We start from the raw sequence: 16,876 nt of genomic DNA, 5'->3' as shown, positions 1-16,876 counted from the left end.
CGCGCCCTCCCGGCCCGACGCCCTCACATATTCGGATAGTTCGGCCCGCCCGGCCCCTCCGGGGTCACCCAATCGATGTTCTGGTTCGGGTCCTTGATATCGCAGGTCTTGCAGTGGACGCAGTTCTGCGCGTTGATCTGGTAGCGCACGCCGTCGCTGGCGGCGGCATCCTCCACCCATTCGTAGACACCGGCCGGGCAGTAGCGGGCCGAGGGGCCGCCGTAGACGTCGTGCTCGGAGCGCTTCTGGAGCTCCATGTCGCGGACCTTGAGGTGCGGCGGCTGGTCCTCCTCGTGGTTGGTGTTCGAGAGATAGACCGAGGAGAGCCGGTCGAAGGTCAGCTTGCCGTCGGGCTTCGGGTAGGTGATCGGCGTCACCTCCGAGAGCGGCTTGAGGCAGGCATGGTCCGGCTTGCCGTGCTTGAGCGTGCCGAACGGCGAGGCGCCGAGCAGGCTGGTGGCCCACATGTCGACCCCGCCGAGGCCGACGCCCACCAGGGTGCCGTAGCGCGACCAGAGCGGCTTGACGTTGCGCACGGCCTTGAGGTCCTGCCCGATCGGGCTGTCGCGCCAGCCGGCCTCGTAGGCGGTGAGCTCGTCGCCGGCCCGGCCGGCCTTCAGGGCGTCCGCGATGGCGTCGGCCGCCTGCATCCCGGACAGGATCGCGTTGTGCGACCCCTTGATCCGCGGCACGTTGACGAAGCCGGCCGAGCAGCCGACCAGGCAGCCGCCCGGGAAGACCAGCTTGGGCACCGATTGCCAGCCGCCCTCCATGATGGCGCGCGCGCCGTAGCCGATCCGCTTGGCGCCCACGAAGGTCTCGGCGATCATCGGGTGGGTCTTGAAGCGCTGGAACTCCTCGAACGGCGACAGGGTCGGGTTCTCGTAGTTCAGGTGCGTGACGAAGCCGACCGAGAGCAGGTTGTCGTCGAAATGGTAGAGCCAGGAGCCGCCGCCGGCCTTGTTGGGCAGGGGCCAGCCCATCGTGTGGCGCACCAGCCCCGGCTCGAAGGTGGAATCCGGCAGCTGCCAGAGCTCCTTCACGCCGAGCCCGTATTTCTGGTGGTCGCTGTGCCGGTTGAGGGCAAAGCGCTGGACCAGCCCCTTGGTCAGGTTGCCCCGGGCGCCCTCGCCGAACACCGTGTACTTGCCGCGCAGCTCCATGCCGCGGGTGTAGTCGTCGCGCGGCTCGCCCGACCTGCCGATCCCAAGATCGCCCGTGGCGATGCCCGCCACCGCGCCGGACTCGTCGAACAGCACCTCGGAGGCCGGGAAGCCCGGATAGATCTCGACGCCGAGCGCCTCGGCCTGGACGCCCAGATACTTGCAGGTGTTCGACAGCGAGCCGACGAAATTGCCGTGGTTCGACATGAGCTTGGGGAAGAACACGTTCGGCAGGGTGATGCCGCTGTTCTTGGTGAGCATCATGAACTCGTCGCGCTGGACCTCGGTCTTCAGCGGCCGCTCCGGATCGGTGCGCCAGTCCGGCAGCAGCCGGTCGAGGCCGATCGGGTCGATCACCGCACCCGACAGGATGTGGGCGCCGACCTCCGAGCCCTTCTCGACCACGACGACGGAGATCTCCTCGCCGATCTCGGCGGCGCGCTGCTTCAGGCGGATCGCGGTGGCGAGCCCGGCCGGGCCGGCGCCGACCACGACCACGTCGAAATCCATGCTTTCGCGTTCGGGCAGCGCCATCGTCGAGCCTCCTGTTTTCTTGTCGATTGGCCCGATCCGTTGCCGGATCGGCATTGCGTGCTGCCGTCTCAAGCGATTCCAGACTGGAAAGGCAAGCTGCCGGAGCCCGGACTTGAGCGAAAGCTCCCCTATGCCGCATGGGTGGGGAATGCGGACGGGTTCGGGGCGACTCAGCGGTAACGGGCATGCGCGGCACGGCGGCCGGGGCCGCGCCGTTCGGTCACGCAAGTCCTTGCCGTCGAGCGGGTTTCAGGAGTTGTCCACAGGCATCGAGCGCCCCACATGCTGATCAGCATGCCGAGCCCCAACGACGCGCAAGCCGACCTCATCGCCTATCTCGACTTCCACGTGGAGGCCGGCGCGGACGCGGCCCTCGACGAGCAGCCGCATGACCGGTTCGGCGAGGCCGACATGCCGGCCCCGACCCTGCGGGCGCCCCGGCGCCAAGCCGAAGCGCCCCGGCCCGTTGCCCAGTCCAATTCCCTCGTGCCGCCCCCGGGCTCGCCGCCGCCGGCAGCCCCGGCCCGGACCTTCGGGCGCGCGGCGAGCGCCCAGCCGGACGAGGCGGCGAGCGATGCGCGAGCCCGGGCGCGCGAGGCCAAGAGCCTCGCCGAGCTGGAAAAGATCCTGGCGGATTTCGACGCCTGCCCGCTGCGCTTCACCGCCAAGAACCTGGTCTTCGCCGACGGCAACCCCGAGGCCCGGGTGATGTTCTTGGGTGAGGCGCCGGGGGCCGACGAGGACCGGATCGGCAAGCCGTTCATGGGCCGGTCGGGCCAGCTCCTCGACAAGATGATGGCGGCGATCGGCCTCGACCGGACCAGCGCCTATATCGGCAACATCGTGCCCTGGCGGCCCCCGGGCAACCGCAACCCGACCCCCCAGGAGGTGGCCGTGTGCCGCCCCTTCGTGGAGCGCCAGATCGAGCTGGTCGATCCCGAGGTGATCGTCTGCCTCGGTGCGCCGGCGACTCAGACCCTGACCGGCACCAAGGACGGCATCCTGCGCACCCGCGGCCGGCTGTTCCCCTACAAGCTGCCGACCCGCGAGGCGAAGCTGCTCGCCACGCTCCACCCGGCCTTCCTGCTGCGCCAGCCGGTGCAGAAGCGCCTGGCCTGGCGGGATTTCCGGGCCCTGCGCGCCTTGCTCGACGGAAAAGCTTGACCATGGGCGCGGAACCGGGCGTTCCCTCCCGTCATTAGAGCTTCGTCCCGAACGGTGTCTGCCGGCTTTCGGACATAGGCGATGCACAGGTAGGAACCGTGCCCTGCCGGAACCGGTGGGCGCGGCATCAGGACGGGACCATGCGCTGGGACGATCTACGCAGCTCCGACAACGTCGAAGACCGCCGCGGCGAGGGTGGCGGCGGTGGCATGGGCTTCCCGGGCGGCGGTGCCGGCGGCCTCGGGATCGGCACCATCGTGGTGCTGATGATCATCGGCTACTTCACCGGCATCAACCCGGCGATCCTGATCGGGGGCGCGCAGCAGATCGGCGGCCGCGGCCATCAGGAACAGCAGGCCGACCCGCAGACGCAGGCCAGGCGCCGCCAGGCGCCCACGGATGAGAGCGGCCGGTTCGCCTCGAAGATCCTGGGCAACACCGAGGACGTGTGGAGCCAGATCCTGCCGCAGCAGACCGGCAAGCAATACACCCCGACGACCTTGGTGCTCTACACCGGCGGCACCCGCTCGGGCTGCGGCTCGGCCCAGGCCGCCATGGGGCCGTTCTACTGCCCGCTCGACAAGAAAGTTTATCTCGACACCGGCTTCTTCAAGGAGATGGCGACCAAGTTCGGCGTGAAGGGTGACTTCGCCTACGCCTACGTCATCGCCCACGAGGTCGGCCACCACGTCCAGGACGTGCTCGGGATCCTCGGCAAGGTCCAGGCCCGCCAGCAGCAGGCCTCCAGCAAGGCCGAGGCGAACGCCCTGTCGGTGCGGATCGAGCTGATGGCCGATTGCCTCGCCGGCGTCTGGGCCAAGAACTCCAACGACAAGTACGCCGAGCTCGAGCAGGGCGATATCGACGAGGCCCTGAACGCGGCCGCCCAGATCGGCGACGATTCGCTCCAGAAGCGCTCGCAGGGCTACGTGGTGCCGGATTCCTTCACCCACGGCTCCTCGGCGCAGCGCCAGCGCTGGTTCACTGCCGGCTTCAAGAGCGGCCAGACCAAGGCCTGCGACACGTTCCGGACGGCGAACAACTGAGACGGAACCGGCCGGTGGTCCATCCGTCATTGCGAGCGTAGCGAAGCAACCTAGGGATCCGCGATGATCTGAGGGCCCGCGCTACACTGGGTTGCTTGGCTACGCTCGCAATGACGCTGCGAGCTGAACAGTCCCTCAGCGCTCGCTCAGCCGCTTCGCGTTGGCCTGGACCTTCCGGCGGTAGCTGCGGATCACCTTGCTGTTGGAGGCGCCGGAGGCGACCATCAGGGCCGCTTCGCTCGCCGCCATGATCTTCTCCGTGACCATGCGCTGCGCCTCGAGCTGCGCGGCCGGGCCGCCCACCGCGAACATCGCCATGCGCTGGGCGATCACCCCCTGCGCTTCCAGCCCCAGCATGGCCATGTCCAGGCTCGTCTTCCACCAACCGAACAGCATCGTGTTCCTCGTCTCAAGGGCCGCGGCCCGAAAGGTGTTTGCCGGCTTCTAGGGAAGGATGATGCCCAACCGAAGGCGTCGCACCGGGCAACGGCCCAGCCGGCGCTCGGCTCCCGATACCGGAGCTGCGTTGCATGAAGCAGCCGAAAGCCCGCGATCCCGGCTCCGTCTTTGCGCCGTCTCGATCCATGCCGTAAGCGGCCCGGAGCGATCTCCCCCGGACACAGTCACCAGCCTTCATGATACGCCTGGACAAAATCACCAAGCAGAACGGGCGGCAGCTCGTCTTCATCGAGGCCTCGGCCGCCCTCCAGCGGGGCGAGAAGGTCGGGCTCGTGGGGCCCAACGGGGCCGGCAAGACCACCCTGTTCCGGATGATCATCGGCCAGGAGCAGCCCGACGAGGGCCAGGTCTCCGCCGACCGGGGCATCACCATCGGGTATTTCAGCCAGGATGTCGGCGAGATGTCCGGCCGCAGCGTGGTCACCGAGGTGATGGACGGCGCCGGCCCGGTGAGCGCGGTGGCGGCGGAGCTCGCCGAGCTCGGCGCGGCGCTGGCCGACCCGGACCGCACCGACGAGATGGATGCCCTGGTCGAGCGCTACGGCGAGGTCCAGGCCCGGTTCGAGGAGCTCGACGGCTATGCTCTGGAAGGCCGGGCCCGCGAGGTGCTGGACGGCCTCAGCTTCAGCCAGGAGATGATGGAGGGCGATGTCGGCGCCCTCTCGGGGGGCTGGAAGATGCGCGTGGCGCTCGCCCGCATCCTCCTGATGCGCCCGGACGTGATGCTGCTGGACGAGCCCTCGAACCATCTCGACATCGAGAGCCTGATCTGGCTCGAATCGTTCCTGAAGGCCTATGACGGCGCGCTGCTCATGACCTCGCACGACCGCGAGTTCATGAACCGGATCGTCACCAAGGTGATCGAGATCGACGGCGGCGCGCTGACCACCTTCTCGGGCGATTACGCCTTCTACGAGGGCCAGCGGAAGCTGAACGAGGCCCAGCAACAGGCGCAGTTCGAGCGCCAGCAGGCGATGCTCGCCAAGGAGATCGCCTTCATCGAGCGGTTCAAGGCCCGGGCCTCCCACGCCGCCCAGGTGCAGAGCCGGGTGAAGAAGCTCGACAAGATCGAGCGCGTCGAGCCGCCCCGGCGGCGGCAATCCGTGGCCTTCGAGTTCCAGCCGGCGCCGCGCTCGGGCGACGACGTCGTGATGCTCAAGGGCGTGCACAAGCGCTACGGCAGCCGCACGATCTATGAGGGGCTCGACTTCTCGGTGCGCCGCAAGGAGCGCTGGTGCGTGATGGGCATCAACGGCGCCGGCAAGTCGACGCTCCTGAAGCTCGTCACCGGCACCACCGAGCCGGATGACGGCTCGGTCACGGTCGGCGGCAGCGTCAAGCTCGGCTACTTCGCCCAGCACGCCATGGACCTGCTCGACGGCGACCGCACCGTGTTCCAGACTCTGGAGGAGGCGTTCCCGCAGGCGGGCCAGGGTTCGCTCCGGGCGCTGGCCGGCTGCTTCGGCTTCTCGGGCGACGACGTCGAGAAGCGCTGCCGGGTGCTCTCGGGCGGTGAGAAGGCCCGGCTGGTGATGGCCCTGATGCTCTACGACCCGCCGAATTTTCTGGTGCTCGACGAGCCGACCAACCACCTCGACATGGGCACCAAGGAGATGCTGATCGCGGCGCTCGGCGCCTACGAGGGCACGATGCTGTTCGTCTCGCACGACCGGCACTTCCTGGCGGCCCTGTCCAACCGGGTGCTGGAGGTGACCCCGGAGGGCATCCACCAGTATGGCGGCGGCTACACCGAATACGTCGCCCGCACCGGTCAGGAGGCGCCGGGGCTGCGCAGCTGAGGGCCCCCGGGCGCGACCTTAAGGCCTCACGCCGGCGCGGGATCCGACGCTAAGCTGGCGTGGATTGGGCCGGGGCAAAGACGCCGTGCGACGCCTGCTGAAGTTCCTGCACACGATGGGCGCCGCCGGCGTGTTGGGCGCGATGGCTTCCCTGGTCGTGATGCTGGCCCTCGCCCCGGCGCCGGCCGCCCTCCCCGGCTACGCCGCGATCCGGGGTGCCATGGGGGCCGTCGCCACCTGGGTGTTCCTGCCGTCGCTCGCCGTGACCCTGCTGTCGGGGCTGCTGGCGATGGCGCTCAACCGCGGCTACCTCAACGCCGGCTGGGCATGGGTGAAGCTCGCCACCGGCGTCCTGATGTTCGAGGGCGGCCTGGTCTACGTGCAGGGCCCGATGAGGCGCGAGGCCGAGCAGAGCGCCCAGGCATTGGCGGGTCTCCTCGATCCCACAGCCTTGGCGGCCTCGCTCGAGGGTGAGCGCGGGACGCTCTGGGTGCTGCTGGCAGTGGCTACCGCCAACGTCGTGCTTGGGATCTGGCGCCCGCGGATCCTGCGGATCCCGCAATAGAGCCGGGTCGGAGAGGACCGGCGACGCCTGATCCTCACCGCTTGAGGTCCGAAACCGGCAGGGCTCCAGATCTCCCCCTGTCCTGAGGTGCCGGGCGCTCGAAGACCGTTCGCGCTTGCAGAAGGTTTTCGGGGATCGCGCGGTGGACCGGAGGCGTCCTGCGAAGCCGCTGACGCGGCAGCTCAGGGTCAGGGGGTTGGGTGGGAGAGGCCGCTCTTCCCCTTGCAGGAGCATCGCGGGACGAACGGACTTCCGTAAATAATATGCCGGCTATGGAAATTACTTTCCGATGCAAAACCCCGAGAACAGCCGGTCCAGGACGTCCTCGACACCGACATGACCGGCGACCTCGCCGAGGGATCGGACGGCGAGCCGCAGGTCCTCAGCGGCGAGTTCGGGCAGGGCCCCCTCCCCTGCGAGCAACCGGTCGAGATGCGTGATGCAGGCTTCGAGCGCCGCCCGGTGGCGGGCTCGAGTGACCAGCGCATCCCCGGTTCCGAGCCCCGCCTGAGCCTCGGCCTGGATCGCGTCGAGCAAGGACTCCAAGCCGGCGCCGGTCCGTGCCGAGACGGCGATCGCCCCGGAGGGCGACGGCTCTAATGAGCCGGCAAAGAGATCCGCCTTGGTGTGCACGGTCAGCGTTCGAATTGCGGACGCGCCGAGGTCCGGCGTGGTCCCGCCCGGTCGGACGAGGGCCAGGATCAGATCGGCGGCGCCGATCCGGGCGCGGCTGCGGCGGATGCCTTCCGCCTCCACCGGCTCGGCGGTGTCGCGCAGGCCCGCGGTATCGACGAGGAATACCGGGAGGCCGCCGAGATCCAGGCGCACCTCGATGGCGTCCCGGGTGGTCCCGGGCACATCGGATACGATCGCCACGTCCCGCCGGCTCAGGGCATTGAGCAGGGTCGATTTTCCGGCATTCGGTTCCCCGGCCAGGACGACGGAAAAACCTTCGCGCAGGCGCTCGCCCCGGCGGCCATCCTGCAGGGCTTTTGCGATGTCCTGGCGCAGGGCGTCGGCACGGCTGAACAGGGCGGCGTCGAGGCCGACATCGTCGACATCGCCCTCATCGGCGAAATCGAGGGCGGCCTCGGCGGCGGCGAGGCAGTCGATCGCTTCCTCCCGCCACGCCGCGACCTGGCGGCTGAGCGCGCCGTCGAGCTGGCGCAGAGCCTGGCGGCGCTGTCCCTCGGTCTCGGCGTCGATCAGGTCGGCGACCGCCTCGGCCTCGGCCAGGTCCATCCGGCCGTTGAGCACCGCCCGGCGGGTGAAGGCGCCTGGCCCGGCGGCCCGGCATCCGGGCATCCGGGCCAGGGCGGTGAGGACCCCCATGCGGACTGCCGTGCCGCCATGCAGGTGCAGCTCGGCCATGTCCTCGCCGCTATAGGTGTCGGGCCCCGGGAACCACGCGACCAGCGCCCGGTCGAGCTCGGTGCCGTCCGCGGGATCGCGCAAGGTTCGCAACGACAGGCGCCGGGGCGGCGGGAGCGTGCCGCCCAGGGCGACCAGCACGTGCCCCGCCGCCGGGCCGCTCACACGGATCACCGAGACGGCGGCGCGGCCGAAGCCGCTGGCTGGGGCGAAGAGGGTTTCCGTCTCGATCATGGCGTTGGCAGATGTCGGCATCCGCATGGATCCGGAGGGCGCGTTTCACGTGAAACACGGCGTCCCGCCCCTGTAACGATTTCGGCGCGGCCACTCCATCCGCGGCCACGGAATGGCCAAGCTCGGCCATCACCTGAGCTGCCGATGCCCTCGGAAGATCGAATCGCGCCATGACGTCCTGGACCCGCCGCGCCGCCTGCCTCGGCGCCCTCACGGCGCCGCTGATCCTGCGACGCGGACATGCGCAGGCCGAGGCAATCGAATCTGCACTCGCGGCGATCGAGAAGCGGCTCGGCGGACGCCTCGGTGTCTCGGCCGGAACGCAGGAGCGCGTCTTCCTGCGCCATCGTGCGGATGAACTGTTCCCGATGTGCAGCACCTTCAAGGTCCTGGCCGCGGCTTGCGTGCTGGCACGGGTCGATGCGGGCACTGAATCCCTCGACAGGCTCGTCACCTACGGGAACGACGTTCTTCTGAGCTACGCGCCGGTGATCCGGAAGGGCCTGGAGGCCGGCGGCGGCACCGGGCACATGACCGTCGCGGATCTCTGCGCCGCCGCGCTCGAATGGAGCGACAACAGCGCCGCCAACCTGCTGCTGGCGGCGCTGGGCGGCCCGCAGGCGCTGACCCTCTGGTTGCGCGGCATCGGCGATACGGTGACCCGCCTCGACCGCAATGAGCCCACCCTGAACACCGCCCTGCAAGGCGACCCGCGCGACACAACCAGCCCGGAGGCGATGCGCGCCACGCTCGCGCGCCTGCTCCTCGGACCGAGCCTGTCGGCGGCCTCGCGCGCGCGGCTGGAAGCCTGGATGGTCGCGTCCCAGACTGGGTTCAAGCGCCTGCGGGCCGGGCTGCCGCCGGATTGGACCGTCGGCGACAAGACCGGCACCGGCGATCACGGCACGGTCAACGACGTCGCGATCCTGCGACCGCCGGGGCGTGCGCCGATCCTCGCCTGCGTGTACGTCACCGGGGCCCAGGCCCCGACGGAGGTCGTCGAGGCGGCCCATGCGGAGATCGGCCGCCTCGTCGCCGCCCGGGCCGGCGCCGCGTGAGCCGAGACCGAGATGGCGAAGACGCCCGCTAAGACGACCCGAGCGACCCAGGCCCTGGACAGGCTTGGTCTCCGCTACAGCCTGCACGCCTACGATTACGATCCCGAGGCGCCGCGCATCGGCCTTCAGGCCGCGGAGGCGCTGGGTGTCGAGCCCGGCAGGGTCCTGAAGACCCTGATGGCGGCGGTGGACGGAAAGACGGTCTGCCTGCTGGTGGCCTCCGACAAGGAGGTGTCAATGAAGCGGGTGGCGGCGGCCTTTTCCGGCAAGACGGCCGCGATGCTCAAACCCGCGGATGCCGAACGCCTCACCGGCTACCATGTCGGCGGCATCAGTCCGCTCGGACAGAAGCGGGTCTTTCCGACCGCGATCGATGCCGGCTCGCTGTCGAACCCGGTCGCCGAGATCCACATCAATGGTGGCGGGCGCGGCCTGCAGATCCGCCTGACGGAGGGGGATCTGGTGACCGCGCTGTCGGCTCTGGTGGTGGCGCTGGTCTAGGAACGCCGCTCGCGTAAGTCCCTGTTTACCCTGCTCCCGCACCCTGGGCCGGTATCGGGGACGGGTTCGGCATGCAGGGGACGGTGCGGCACGGGATCGGGACGGCCCTCGGCCTCGCTCTGCTGGTCGCCGCGCCTGGCGCCCGCGGGGCGGATCTCGATGGGCCCGGCGGCTACGAGGCCATCACCCGCAGCGGCCCACGCTTCTTCCCGCGCAACGACGGGATCGAGCGCCGGCCCGTCTACGCCATCCGCAGCCGAGCCGTCCCGGTGGGCTGCACGCCCCGTCGCGTGCCGGTGCCGACCAACGCGCCGGACGATCCGAGTTACGTCGGCTCGGAATACGGCCTGTCGCATCCGAGCTATTACGGCTTCACGCCGCCGCTCGGCGTGGACGACCCGTTCGGCCGGTCGCTCCTGCCCTACTGCCCCTGAACCGGCCTAGGCGGCTTTCGCGCCCGCGGATCATGCTCTAGATCGGCGCCCCGCCGCGGAGCCTGACCCGTGTCCGAATCGATCCCCCAGCGTTTCAGCGATCTCGCCTCCCTGCGCCGGAGCGTGGCCGATTGGCGGCGTGCCGGCGAGCGGGTCGTCCTGGTGCCGACCATGGGAGCGCTGCACGAGGGCCATCTCGCCCTTGTGGCGGAGGGCCGGCGGATCGGCCGGCGGGTCGTCGCGAGCATCTTCGTCAACCCGACCCAGTTCGGCCCGAACGAGGATTTCTCGCGCTACCCGCGCGATCTCGAGGCCGACCTGGCGCTGCTCGGCCAGGCCGGCGCCGACGCCGCCTGGACGCCCGCCGTGGAGACCATGTACCCGCCGGGCTTCAGCACCCGGATCGATGTCGCGGGCCTGACCGAAGGGCTGTGCGGCCCGCTCCGGCCCGGGCATTTCTCCGGGGTCGCCACGGTGGTGACCAAGCTGCTGAACCAGGTCGGGCCCGACGTCGCCCTGTTCGGCGAGAAGGATTTTCAGCAGCTTCGGGTGATCCAGCAGGCGGTGGCCGATCTCGACGTCCCGGTGGAGATCCAGGGCGTGCCGACGGTGCGCGAGGCGGACGGCCTCGCTCTGTCGTCGCGCAACCGCTACCTCTCGCCCGAGGAGCGGACGGTGGCGCCGAGACTCCACGCGGTGCTGGCCGAGATCGCCGCCACGGCCCGAGACGGCACCCCGGTCGCGGCGCCGATCGCCGCGGGTCGCGCCGCCTTGGAGGCCGCGGGCTTCCAGGTGCAGTATCTCGCGGTCTGCGATGCCCGGACCCTGGCACCTGTCGAGCGGGTGGACGGACCCGCCCGGGTTCTCGTCGCCGCGTTCCTCGGCCGGACCCGGCTGATCGATAACGTCGCGGTCTGAAGGGCCGCTCGGCCGGTCGTTCCGACCCCCCATCCTGTGGCTCCCTGCGCTCGCACCTCAGGATCGGGGGAGTCGGGATCGCATCGATCTGACCCCTCGCCGGACCGGCTGCATCGGCAAATAACCCCCGGCTTCAGAGGGTCGTCGACCTTGTGCCGGTGCCGGGCGGAGCCCTGCAATCCCTTCGCCCGGCCGAACCCCGTTGCGTCAGCATCCGGATCGCGCTCATCTGGGCCGATCACGCGGCCCCGGCCATCGTGACGCCAATGCCCGCCGCGCCGAGACCCGCCGATGCCCACCCCCTCGCCCGATGTGAGCGACATCGACCGGATCCGCGCCCGCCTCGCCGCCAGCCCGCGCCCGGCCGATCTCGCGGCCCGTCGCGCCCGCGTGGATGCGCTCGGGGCGAACGACCCGCTGCCCGACGATGTTTATGTCCAGCCCACGAAGATACGCGACCTGCCCGCGGAATGGACCGCGACGCCGGGGGCGGATCGGGACCGGGTGATCCTGTTCCTGCACGGGGGCGGCTACGTCTCCGGGTCGCTGGCGAGCCATCGCCACGTCGTGGCCCAGGCCGGCCGGGAGGCCGGAACGCGCACCCTCGCCCTCGCCTATCGACTTGCGCCCGAGCACCCGTTCCCGGCGGCGATCGGTGATGCCCTGGCCGGCTACCGGTTCCTGCTCGAATCGGGGTTCACGCCCGAGCGCATCGCGCTGGCCGGCGAGAGCGCGGGCGGCGGCCTCGCCGTGGCGGCCATCCTGTCCCTGCGGGAGCGGGGCCTGCCGCTGCCCGGCTGCCTGTGGCTCAGCTCGCCCTGGACCGATCTCGCGCTCACCGGCGGCAGCCTGGACGCCAAGGCGTCGGTCGATCCGCTGATCAGCCGGGCCTACCTGGCCGAGCTGGCGAGCGCCTATCTCAACGGCACCGACCCGCGCGACCCGCTGGTCTCCCCGATCTACGCGGACCTCGCCGGCCTGCCCCCGACGCTGATCCAGGTCGGCTCCGCGGAGACCCTGCTCGACGACGCCTTGCGGCTCGCCGGCGTCGCGGCGGCGGCGGACGTGGCCGTCACGCTGCAGGTCTGGCCGCACATGATCCACGCCTGGCACCTGTTCTACCCGGAGGTGGCGGCCGGGCGGCGGTCGCTGGCGAGCGCGGGGCGCTACATCCGGGCGCAGCTGGACGGGGCGGCCCGGGACTGAGGCGCCGTGTCCGCCGGGCCACGGGCTCGCTGATTCGCGCATTCCCTCCCCGATGTGATTGGCGCGCGCCCGTCAACCTGCTCTGTGCCCGGTGATGGGAATGCGCCGCGCCCCTGCCCTCCTGCTCCTATCGCTGGCGGCTGCCTCGCCCGCCGACGCGGCCGATGACGCGATCGAGGGCATGGCCGGCCCGTATGGCGAGCGCCTGCGCTACGACCCGAAGGGCCTGACGCTCAGCTTCCCCGAGCCGGAGGTGAAGCTCCAGATCGGCGGCCGCCTGCACATCGATGCCGGCGCGGCGCGCTTCAGCCGGCCCGGCCTGGGCGCGACCTTCCCCGACACCGTGGCGGTGCGGCGCTCCTGGATCGAGCCGACGCTGACCATCGGGAAGGATTGGGTCGTCGCCTTCCAGTACGATTTCAGCGACCCGATCCTGCCGATCAACGACGCGTTCGTCGCTTGGAAGGGGCTGCCGGACACGATCCTGACTCTCGGCAACATGAAGGTGCCGTTCAGCCTCGAATGGCTGCAGAGCAATAACGACACGCTGTTCGCCGAGCGCTCCCTGGCCAACGCCTTCGTGCCGGACCGGCGCTTCGGCTTCGCGATCGGGCATCACGGTCAGGCCTGGACCGCCGTCGCGAGCGTGTTCGGCGACGCGGCCAGCAACGGCATCACCGGCGACGGGGTGGCGGCTGCGGGCCGTGCCACCGTGGCGCCGATCCTGGAGGAACGCGAGACCCTGCATCTCGGGGTGGCCGGCATCGTCCAGAGCCGCGCCCGGGGCGATGGCGCGTTCAACTTCTCCACCCCGGCCGAGGCGTTCCTGTTCGCCCGGCCCTTCGTCGATACCGGTGACCTGCCGGACGCGGCGCGCGTGTCGCGGATCGGCGCCGAGTTCGCCTATCGCAACGGCCCGATCCTGGTGCAGGCGGAGTATATCCACGCCGCCATCGATCGGTTCGCCGGGCCGGGCGGCGCCCTTCCGAGCCTCGGGTTCCAGGGCGGCTATGTCGAGGCCGGCTGGGTGCTGAACGGCGCGGGCCGGGCCTACGCGCTGGTCCCGAAGGGCGGCACGACCTACGCGACGTTCAAGGGCATCCAGCCGCGCGACGACCAGCGAATCTCCCGGGGCGGGATCGGCGTCTTCGAGCTGTCCGCCCGTTACAGCGCCATCGAGCTGAACGCCCGGGGCTTTCGCGGCGGCGCCGAGCGGGACGTGACCCTGGGCCTGAGCTGGTACCCGGAGCCGAACCTGCGCCTGATCGCGAACGTCATCCACGGTCGCGTGCAGCCGGGCGCGGCCCAGTCCGACGCGCTGGGGACCGCACCCTTCTCGGTCGACACGATCCTGGGGCGTCTGCAGATCTACTGGTGACGGGCGGCGCTCAGACCGCCCGGCGCAGGACCGAGCGGAACGGCCGCCGCTCCGGCTCCGGCTCCACCGGCGGGGGCGGCGGGGCCTCGGGCGGTGCGGCCAGGACCTCGGCGCGCACGGGCCGCGGCGCCGCGAAGGCCGCACCCTGGCCGTACGGAATGTCGAGGTCGATCAGGTCCGGCACGTCCGCCTCGTCGGTGACGCCGGTCGCGACCAGGCGGATGCCGGCCCGGGCCAAAGCCGGGGCGAGATCCTCGATCGCGATGTCCGACAGGAGCCGCCGGTCCGCCCCGGGACGCAGCAGCATGTCGGCGGGCACCTTGACCTGGCCGACCCCGAGCCCGGCGAGCTGGGCCACGTCGAAGCGTAAATCCTCCGCCCGGTCGAGGCTGAACCCGATCCGGCCGCGCAGGGACAGGAGCAGGCCGCGCTGCCCGCCATCGAGGCCGTTCCAGCTGGCCTGCGGCAGGGCGATCACCAGCCCCGCCAGGGCGGGATCGTCCGCGACCGTGCGCGCCAGCTCCCGCAGCAGGCCGGGCTCGAACAGCGAGAGCGGGGACAGGCCGTAGGTCAGCAGGGTCTCGCTGCCCCGGCGGGCGAGGTGGCGCACCACGATGGAGGCCCGCTGCAGCATGCGCCGGTCGAGCTCGGTGGTGCGGCCGTAGCGCTCCAGCACCGGCAGGAACGCCTCCGGCTCGACGAGGCGGCCGTCGACCCGCAGGCGGGCCAGGGCCTCGTAGGCCGTCACCTTGCGCTGGGGCAGGGTCACCACCGGTTGCAGGTGGATCTCGAGCGCGTCCGCCTCGAAGGCCCGGACGATCTCCGCCTCGCTCTCGACCCAGGGGGCGGGCGCGCGGGCGACGGGACGGGGCGGGATCGGCCGCGGTGCCGGTGCCGGCTCGGGGGGCAGTTCCCGCGTGAGCGGCTGGGCGGCCGGGACCCGCTCGCTCGGGGCTGCCGGCGGGATTGGATGCGGACGGCTCGTGAGCGCCGGGCCGTCGGGTTCCGGGGCGGTCTGGGCCTGCGCCGGCTCCGGCACAGCAGCGGGCGGCAGCTCCGGGCGCGGCTCGGGCCGGGCCTTGAGGCTGGCGATCTCGGAATCCTGGGTGCTGACCACCGTGGTCAGGTCACGGACGATGCCGCTGAGCAGCCCGAGCTCGACGGTCAGTTCCTCGACCTCGGCCCGGAGCGCGGCGTCGCCGGACTCCGGCCGCGGCGGCACGGCGGCGGTCTCGGCCTTCAGCAGGCGCCGGGACAGCAGATCGACCTCGCCGGACAGCTTCTCGCAGCGTGCCTTCAGGGAGGCGGTACGCGCCTGGGCGATGCCGGCCGCGACGGCGGCGAGCCCACCGAGCGCCAGGGCACTCATGAGCGGCGCGAACACCGCCAGCGGCCCGAGCACGACGAGCGCCAGGAGCCCGGCCGCCAACAGCCCCGCGTACCGGCCGAGGACCGGGACCATCGTCAGAACACCTACCAGGGTCACGCACCGGCCGCCGGGGGAAGTCCCGGGATGATTCGGCGGGCGAAGACCGATTCGTCGATCTTTGTCGCCGCGCGGCCCCCACGGCAAGGCGAGGGACGGCGAATTCCGCATTGTGTGGTGCCGGCGCAAGCGGGAACGTTGCGGAATCGCCACGTCCCGGCGGTTTGCGAATGCTCGGAAGAGGGTTGCACTGCGCGCTCATGTGAACGGAAAGAAAAGGCGCCATAAAGCGTGGCTATGACCACAGTGTCTCCAAGCGTTCCGATGCTCCGTTCTTTCCGTCGCGTCGGCTCGTCCGTCGGCGCCCTCGTTCTCGCCTTCGGTGCTGCGCCGACCGTCGCGGCTGATCTCGGGTCGGCATCCTCCCGCTCGGGACCGGTCTTCACGCGGGTCGATCCGAATGCCGTCGATCCCAGCACCTGGATCGTCACGGTCAGCGCCTCGCTCCAGGCGATCCCGCGCTATCCCGGCGCCTCGGACTACACCGCGGTCGGCTATCCCGGGATCGACATCCGCAAGGCCGGCGAGCCGCGCCGCTTCTCGACACCGGATGACGGCTTCAGCGTCTCGGTCTACGACAACCCCATGTTCAGCATCGGGCCGACCGCCCGCATCGTGCCCGGCCGCTATTACGGCGACGACCGACGCCACCTGCTCGGCTTCCGGGACGCGCGCATCGCCCTCGAGCCCGGGATGTTCGCGGAGTTCTACCCCTCCCCCTCCATCCGCACGCGCGTGGAGATCCGCCAGGGCGTGTACGGGCATCACGGCACGGTCGGCTCGGTGGCGGCCGACTACCTGATGCCCACGGGCCCGTTCCTGTTCTCGATCGGCCCGCGCCTCAACATCGGCGATGCCAGCTACGCCCGGAAGTATTTCGGCGTGTCGCCGGCCGAGGCCGCGCTCAATGGCCGGGTCGTCCCGTACAATCCCGGCGGGTTCTACTCGGCGGGCGTGCTCGGCGCCGTGACCTACACGCAGAGCGAGACCTGGGCCTACACGGCCTATGCCGGCTACACCCGCATCCTGGGCGCCTCGGGCGACAGCCCCCTGGTGCGGCGCCCGTTCGGCAATCCCGACCAGTACCAGTTCGGCCTCAAGGTCGACTACGCGTTCCGCATGCCGGCGCAGTTCTGACGCTTGCGCCGGCCGTGCTCCGCCCCGACATGCCGATGATACGGTTCATGGAGGCCCGGATGAACGAGATGCGCGCCGACCTGCTGATGCAGGTGGAGGGGATGACCTGCGACGGCTGCGCTGCCGCGGTGACCCGTACGGTCAACCGGATCGACCCGGCGGCCGAGATCCAGGTCGACCGCGAAGCCGGGCGTGTCGCGATCCGCACCGATGCCCAGGCCCTGGTCATCGCGGATGCGCTGACGAAGGCCGGCTACACCGCCACGGCGATGACCGGCTGAGCGGCGTTCTCTCTCACCGGCTTGTCCCCCTCCCCGGCCTCGTCGTAAGGGGCCTCAGCGGAAGCGCATCGGTCGGCGGCCGGGCGAAGGCCGCCCCACCGACCGCGCGCATCCCCAGCGCTTGCCGGACGCGTTGACCGCT

Annotated in this window: 16 protein-coding genes; 12 read left to right on the top strand and 4 right to left on the bottom strand. The window is 70.8% G+C overall.

The genetic code is table 11. From position 1 onward, the window contains the following. Positions 1–23: 23 nt before the first annotated feature. A complete protein-coding gene (locus LGR69_RS06285) occupies positions 24–1,697 on the bottom strand; it encodes an electron transfer flavoprotein-ubiquinone oxidoreductase (RefSeq protein WP_007563421.1) in 1,674 nt (557 codons plus the stop codon). Positions 1,698–1,979: 282 nt separating this feature from the next. On the opposite strand from LGR69_RS06285, the gene LGR69_RS06280 reads away from it, so the two are divergent. Both LGR69_RS06280 and ypfJ read left to right on the top strand, forming a co-directional pair. After that, positions 1,980–2,861, top strand: a complete 882-nt coding sequence (locus LGR69_RS06280) for a uracil-DNA glycosylase (protein WP_230365494.1) — start codon at positions 1,980–1,982, stop codon at positions 2,859–2,861. Between the two features lie 140 nt (positions 2,862–3,001). Beyond that, on the top strand, positions 3,002–3,907 hold the full coding sequence (gene ypfJ / locus LGR69_RS06275) for a KPN_02809 family neutral zinc metallopeptidase (RefSeq protein ID WP_091863506.1): 906 nt from the start codon (positions 3,002–3,004) through the stop codon (positions 3,905–3,907). 135 nt (positions 3,908–4,042) lie between these two features. Here the strand turns inward: ypfJ and LGR69_RS06270 are convergent, their stop codons facing one another. Next, positions 4,043–4,303: a hypothetical protein gene (locus LGR69_RS06270; protein ID WP_007563424.1), complete on the bottom strand. Its 261-nt coding sequence runs from the start codon at positions 4,301–4,303 to the stop codon at positions 4,043–4,045. Between the two features lie 239 nt (positions 4,304–4,542). Between LGR69_RS06270 and LGR69_RS06265 the strand changes: the two genes are divergently transcribed. Both LGR69_RS06265 and LGR69_RS06260 read left to right on the top strand, forming a co-directional pair. Then, complete coding sequence (locus LGR69_RS06265) at positions 4,543–6,165, top strand: ABC-F family ATP-binding cassette domain-containing protein (RefSeq protein WP_230365493.1); 1,623 nt, start codon at positions 4,543–4,545, stop codon at positions 6,163–6,165. Positions 6,166–6,250: 85 nt separating this feature from the next. Next, the gene (locus LGR69_RS06260) at positions 6,251–6,730 is read left to right on the top strand and encodes a hypothetical protein (protein WP_230365492.1); all 480 of its coding nucleotides are present in this window, start codon (positions 6,251–6,253) and stop codon (positions 6,728–6,730) included. Positions 6,731–7,009: 279 nt separating this feature from the next. Here the strand turns inward: LGR69_RS06260 and mnmE are convergent, their stop codons facing one another. Beyond that, positions 7,010–8,335 carry a tRNA uridine-5-carboxymethylaminomethyl(34) synthesis GTPase MnmE gene (gene mnmE, locus LGR69_RS06255; RefSeq protein ID WP_230365581.1) on the bottom strand — a complete coding sequence of 442 codons (1,326 nt, stop codon included), beginning with the start codon at positions 8,333–8,335 and terminating at the stop codon, positions 7,010–7,012. A 170-nt stretch (positions 8,336–8,505) separates the two neighbouring features. Here mnmE and bla point away from each other — a divergent pair, with 170 nt between their 5' ends. The 6 genes from bla to LGR69_RS06225 all read left to right on the top strand — a co-directional run bounded on the left by bla (position 8,506) and on the right by LGR69_RS06225 (position 13,830). After that, positions 8,506–9,393, top strand: coding sequence for a class A beta-lactamase (bla, locus tag LGR69_RS06250; RefSeq protein WP_230365491.1), 888 nt, complete (start codon positions 8,506–8,508; stop codon positions 9,391–9,393). 12 nt (positions 9,394–9,405) lie between these two features. After that, entirely contained in the window at positions 9,406–9,894 is a 489-nt protein-coding gene (locus tag LGR69_RS06245; protein ID WP_007563429.1) for an aminoacyl-tRNA deacylase, read from the top strand. 71 nt (positions 9,895–9,965) lie between these two features. Continuing rightward, the gene (locus LGR69_RS06240; protein WP_230365490.1) at positions 9,966–10,328 is read left to right on the top strand and encodes a hypothetical protein; all 363 of its coding nucleotides are present in this window, start codon (positions 9,966–9,968) and stop codon (positions 10,326–10,328) included. A gap of 69 nt (positions 10,329–10,397) precedes the next feature. Further along, on the top strand, positions 10,398–11,246 hold the full coding sequence (gene panC, locus LGR69_RS06235) for a pantoate--beta-alanine ligase (protein ID WP_230365489.1): 849 nt from the start codon (positions 10,398–10,400) through the stop codon (positions 11,244–11,246). Positions 11,247–11,537: 291 nt separating this feature from the next. Continuing rightward, positions 11,538–12,452 (top strand): alpha/beta hydrolase, encoded by a 915-nt coding sequence (locus LGR69_RS06230; RefSeq protein WP_230365488.1) that lies wholly within the window; start codon positions 11,538–11,540, stop codon positions 12,450–12,452. 100 nt (positions 12,453–12,552) lie between these two features. Further along, on the top strand, positions 12,553–13,830 hold the full coding sequence (locus LGR69_RS06225) for an OprO/OprP family phosphate-selective porin (protein ID WP_230365487.1): 1,278 nt from the start codon (positions 12,553–12,555) through the stop codon (positions 13,828–13,830). 10 nt (positions 13,831–13,840) lie between these two features. Here LGR69_RS06225 and LGR69_RS06220 read toward each other — a convergent pair whose 3' ends face one another. Beyond that, entirely contained in the window at positions 13,841–15,292 is a 1,452-nt protein-coding gene (locus LGR69_RS06220) for an EAL domain-containing protein (protein WP_230365486.1), read from the bottom strand. Between the two features lie 288 nt (positions 15,293–15,580). On the opposite strand from LGR69_RS06220, the gene LGR69_RS06215 reads away from it, so the two are divergent. Beyond that, positions 15,581–16,453 (top strand): MipA/OmpV family protein, encoded by an 873-nt coding sequence (locus tag LGR69_RS06215; RefSeq protein ID WP_230365485.1) that lies wholly within the window; start codon positions 15,581–15,583, stop codon positions 16,451–16,453. Positions 16,454–16,512: 59 nt separating this feature from the next. Continuing rightward, positions 16,513–16,734: a heavy-metal-associated domain-containing protein gene (locus LGR69_RS06210; RefSeq protein WP_007563439.1), complete on the top strand. Its 222-nt coding sequence runs from the start codon at positions 16,513–16,515 to the stop codon at positions 16,732–16,734. Positions 16,735–16,876 lie beyond the last annotated feature (142 nt).

Origin of the sequence: Methylobacterium brachiatum (assembly GCF_020523825.1) — a bacterium.
GTDB lineage: Bacteria > Pseudomonadota > Alphaproteobacteria > Rhizobiales > Beijerinckiaceae > Methylobacterium > Methylobacterium brachiatum.
Note: the sequence above shows the minus strand (reverse complement) of the source record. Positions and strands in the feature narration are given on the sequence as shown.

Coding starts and splice junctions, on each gene's coding strand:
- LGR69_RS06280 (WP_230365494.1), top strand. CDS start 1,980: ATGCTGATCAGCATGCCGAGCCCCAACGACGCGCAAGCCGACCTCATC.
- LGR69_RS06265 (WP_230365493.1), top strand. CDS start 4,543: ATGATACGCCTGGACAAAATCACCAAGCAGAACGGGCGGCAGCTCGTC.
- mnmE (WP_230365581.1), bottom strand. CDS start 8,335: ATGATCGAGACGGAAACCCTCTTCGCCCCAGCCAGCGGCTTCGGCCGC.
- LGR69_RS06230 (WP_230365488.1), top strand. CDS start 11,538: ATGCCCACCCCCTCGCCCGATGTGAGCGACATCGACCGGATCCGCGCC.
- LGR69_RS06215 (WP_230365485.1), top strand. CDS start 15,581: ATGCTCCGTTCTTTCCGTCGCGTCGGCTCGTCCGTCGGCGCCCTCGTT.
- LGR69_RS06210 (WP_007563439.1), top strand. CDS start 16,513: ATGAACGAGATGCGCGCCGACCTGCTGATGCAGGTGGAGGGGATGACC.
- ypfJ (WP_091863506.1), top strand. CDS start 3,002: ATGCGCTGGGACGATCTACGCAGCTCCGACAACGTCGAAGACCGCCGC.
- LGR69_RS06245 (WP_007563429.1), top strand. CDS start 9,406: ATGGCGAAGACGCCCGCTAAGACGACCCGAGCGACCCAGGCCCTGGAC.
- LGR69_RS06270 (WP_007563424.1), bottom strand. CDS start 4,303: ATGCTGTTCGGTTGGTGGAAGACGAGCCTGGACATGGCCATGCTGGGG.
- LGR69_RS06220 (WP_230365486.1), bottom strand. CDS start 15,292: ATGGTCCCGGTCCTCGGCCGGTACGCGGGGCTGTTGGCGGCCGGGCTC.
- bla (WP_230365491.1), top strand. CDS start 8,506: ATGACGTCCTGGACCCGCCGCGCCGCCTGCCTCGGCGCCCTCACGGCG.
- LGR69_RS06240 (WP_230365490.1), top strand. CDS start 9,966: ATGCAGGGGACGGTGCGGCACGGGATCGGGACGGCCCTCGGCCTCGCT.
- LGR69_RS06225 (WP_230365487.1), top strand. CDS start 12,553: ATGCGCCGCGCCCCTGCCCTCCTGCTCCTATCGCTGGCGGCTGCCTCG.
- LGR69_RS06285 (WP_007563421.1), bottom strand. CDS start 1,697: ATGGCGCTGCCCGAACGCGAAAGCATGGATTTCGACGTGGTCGTGGTC.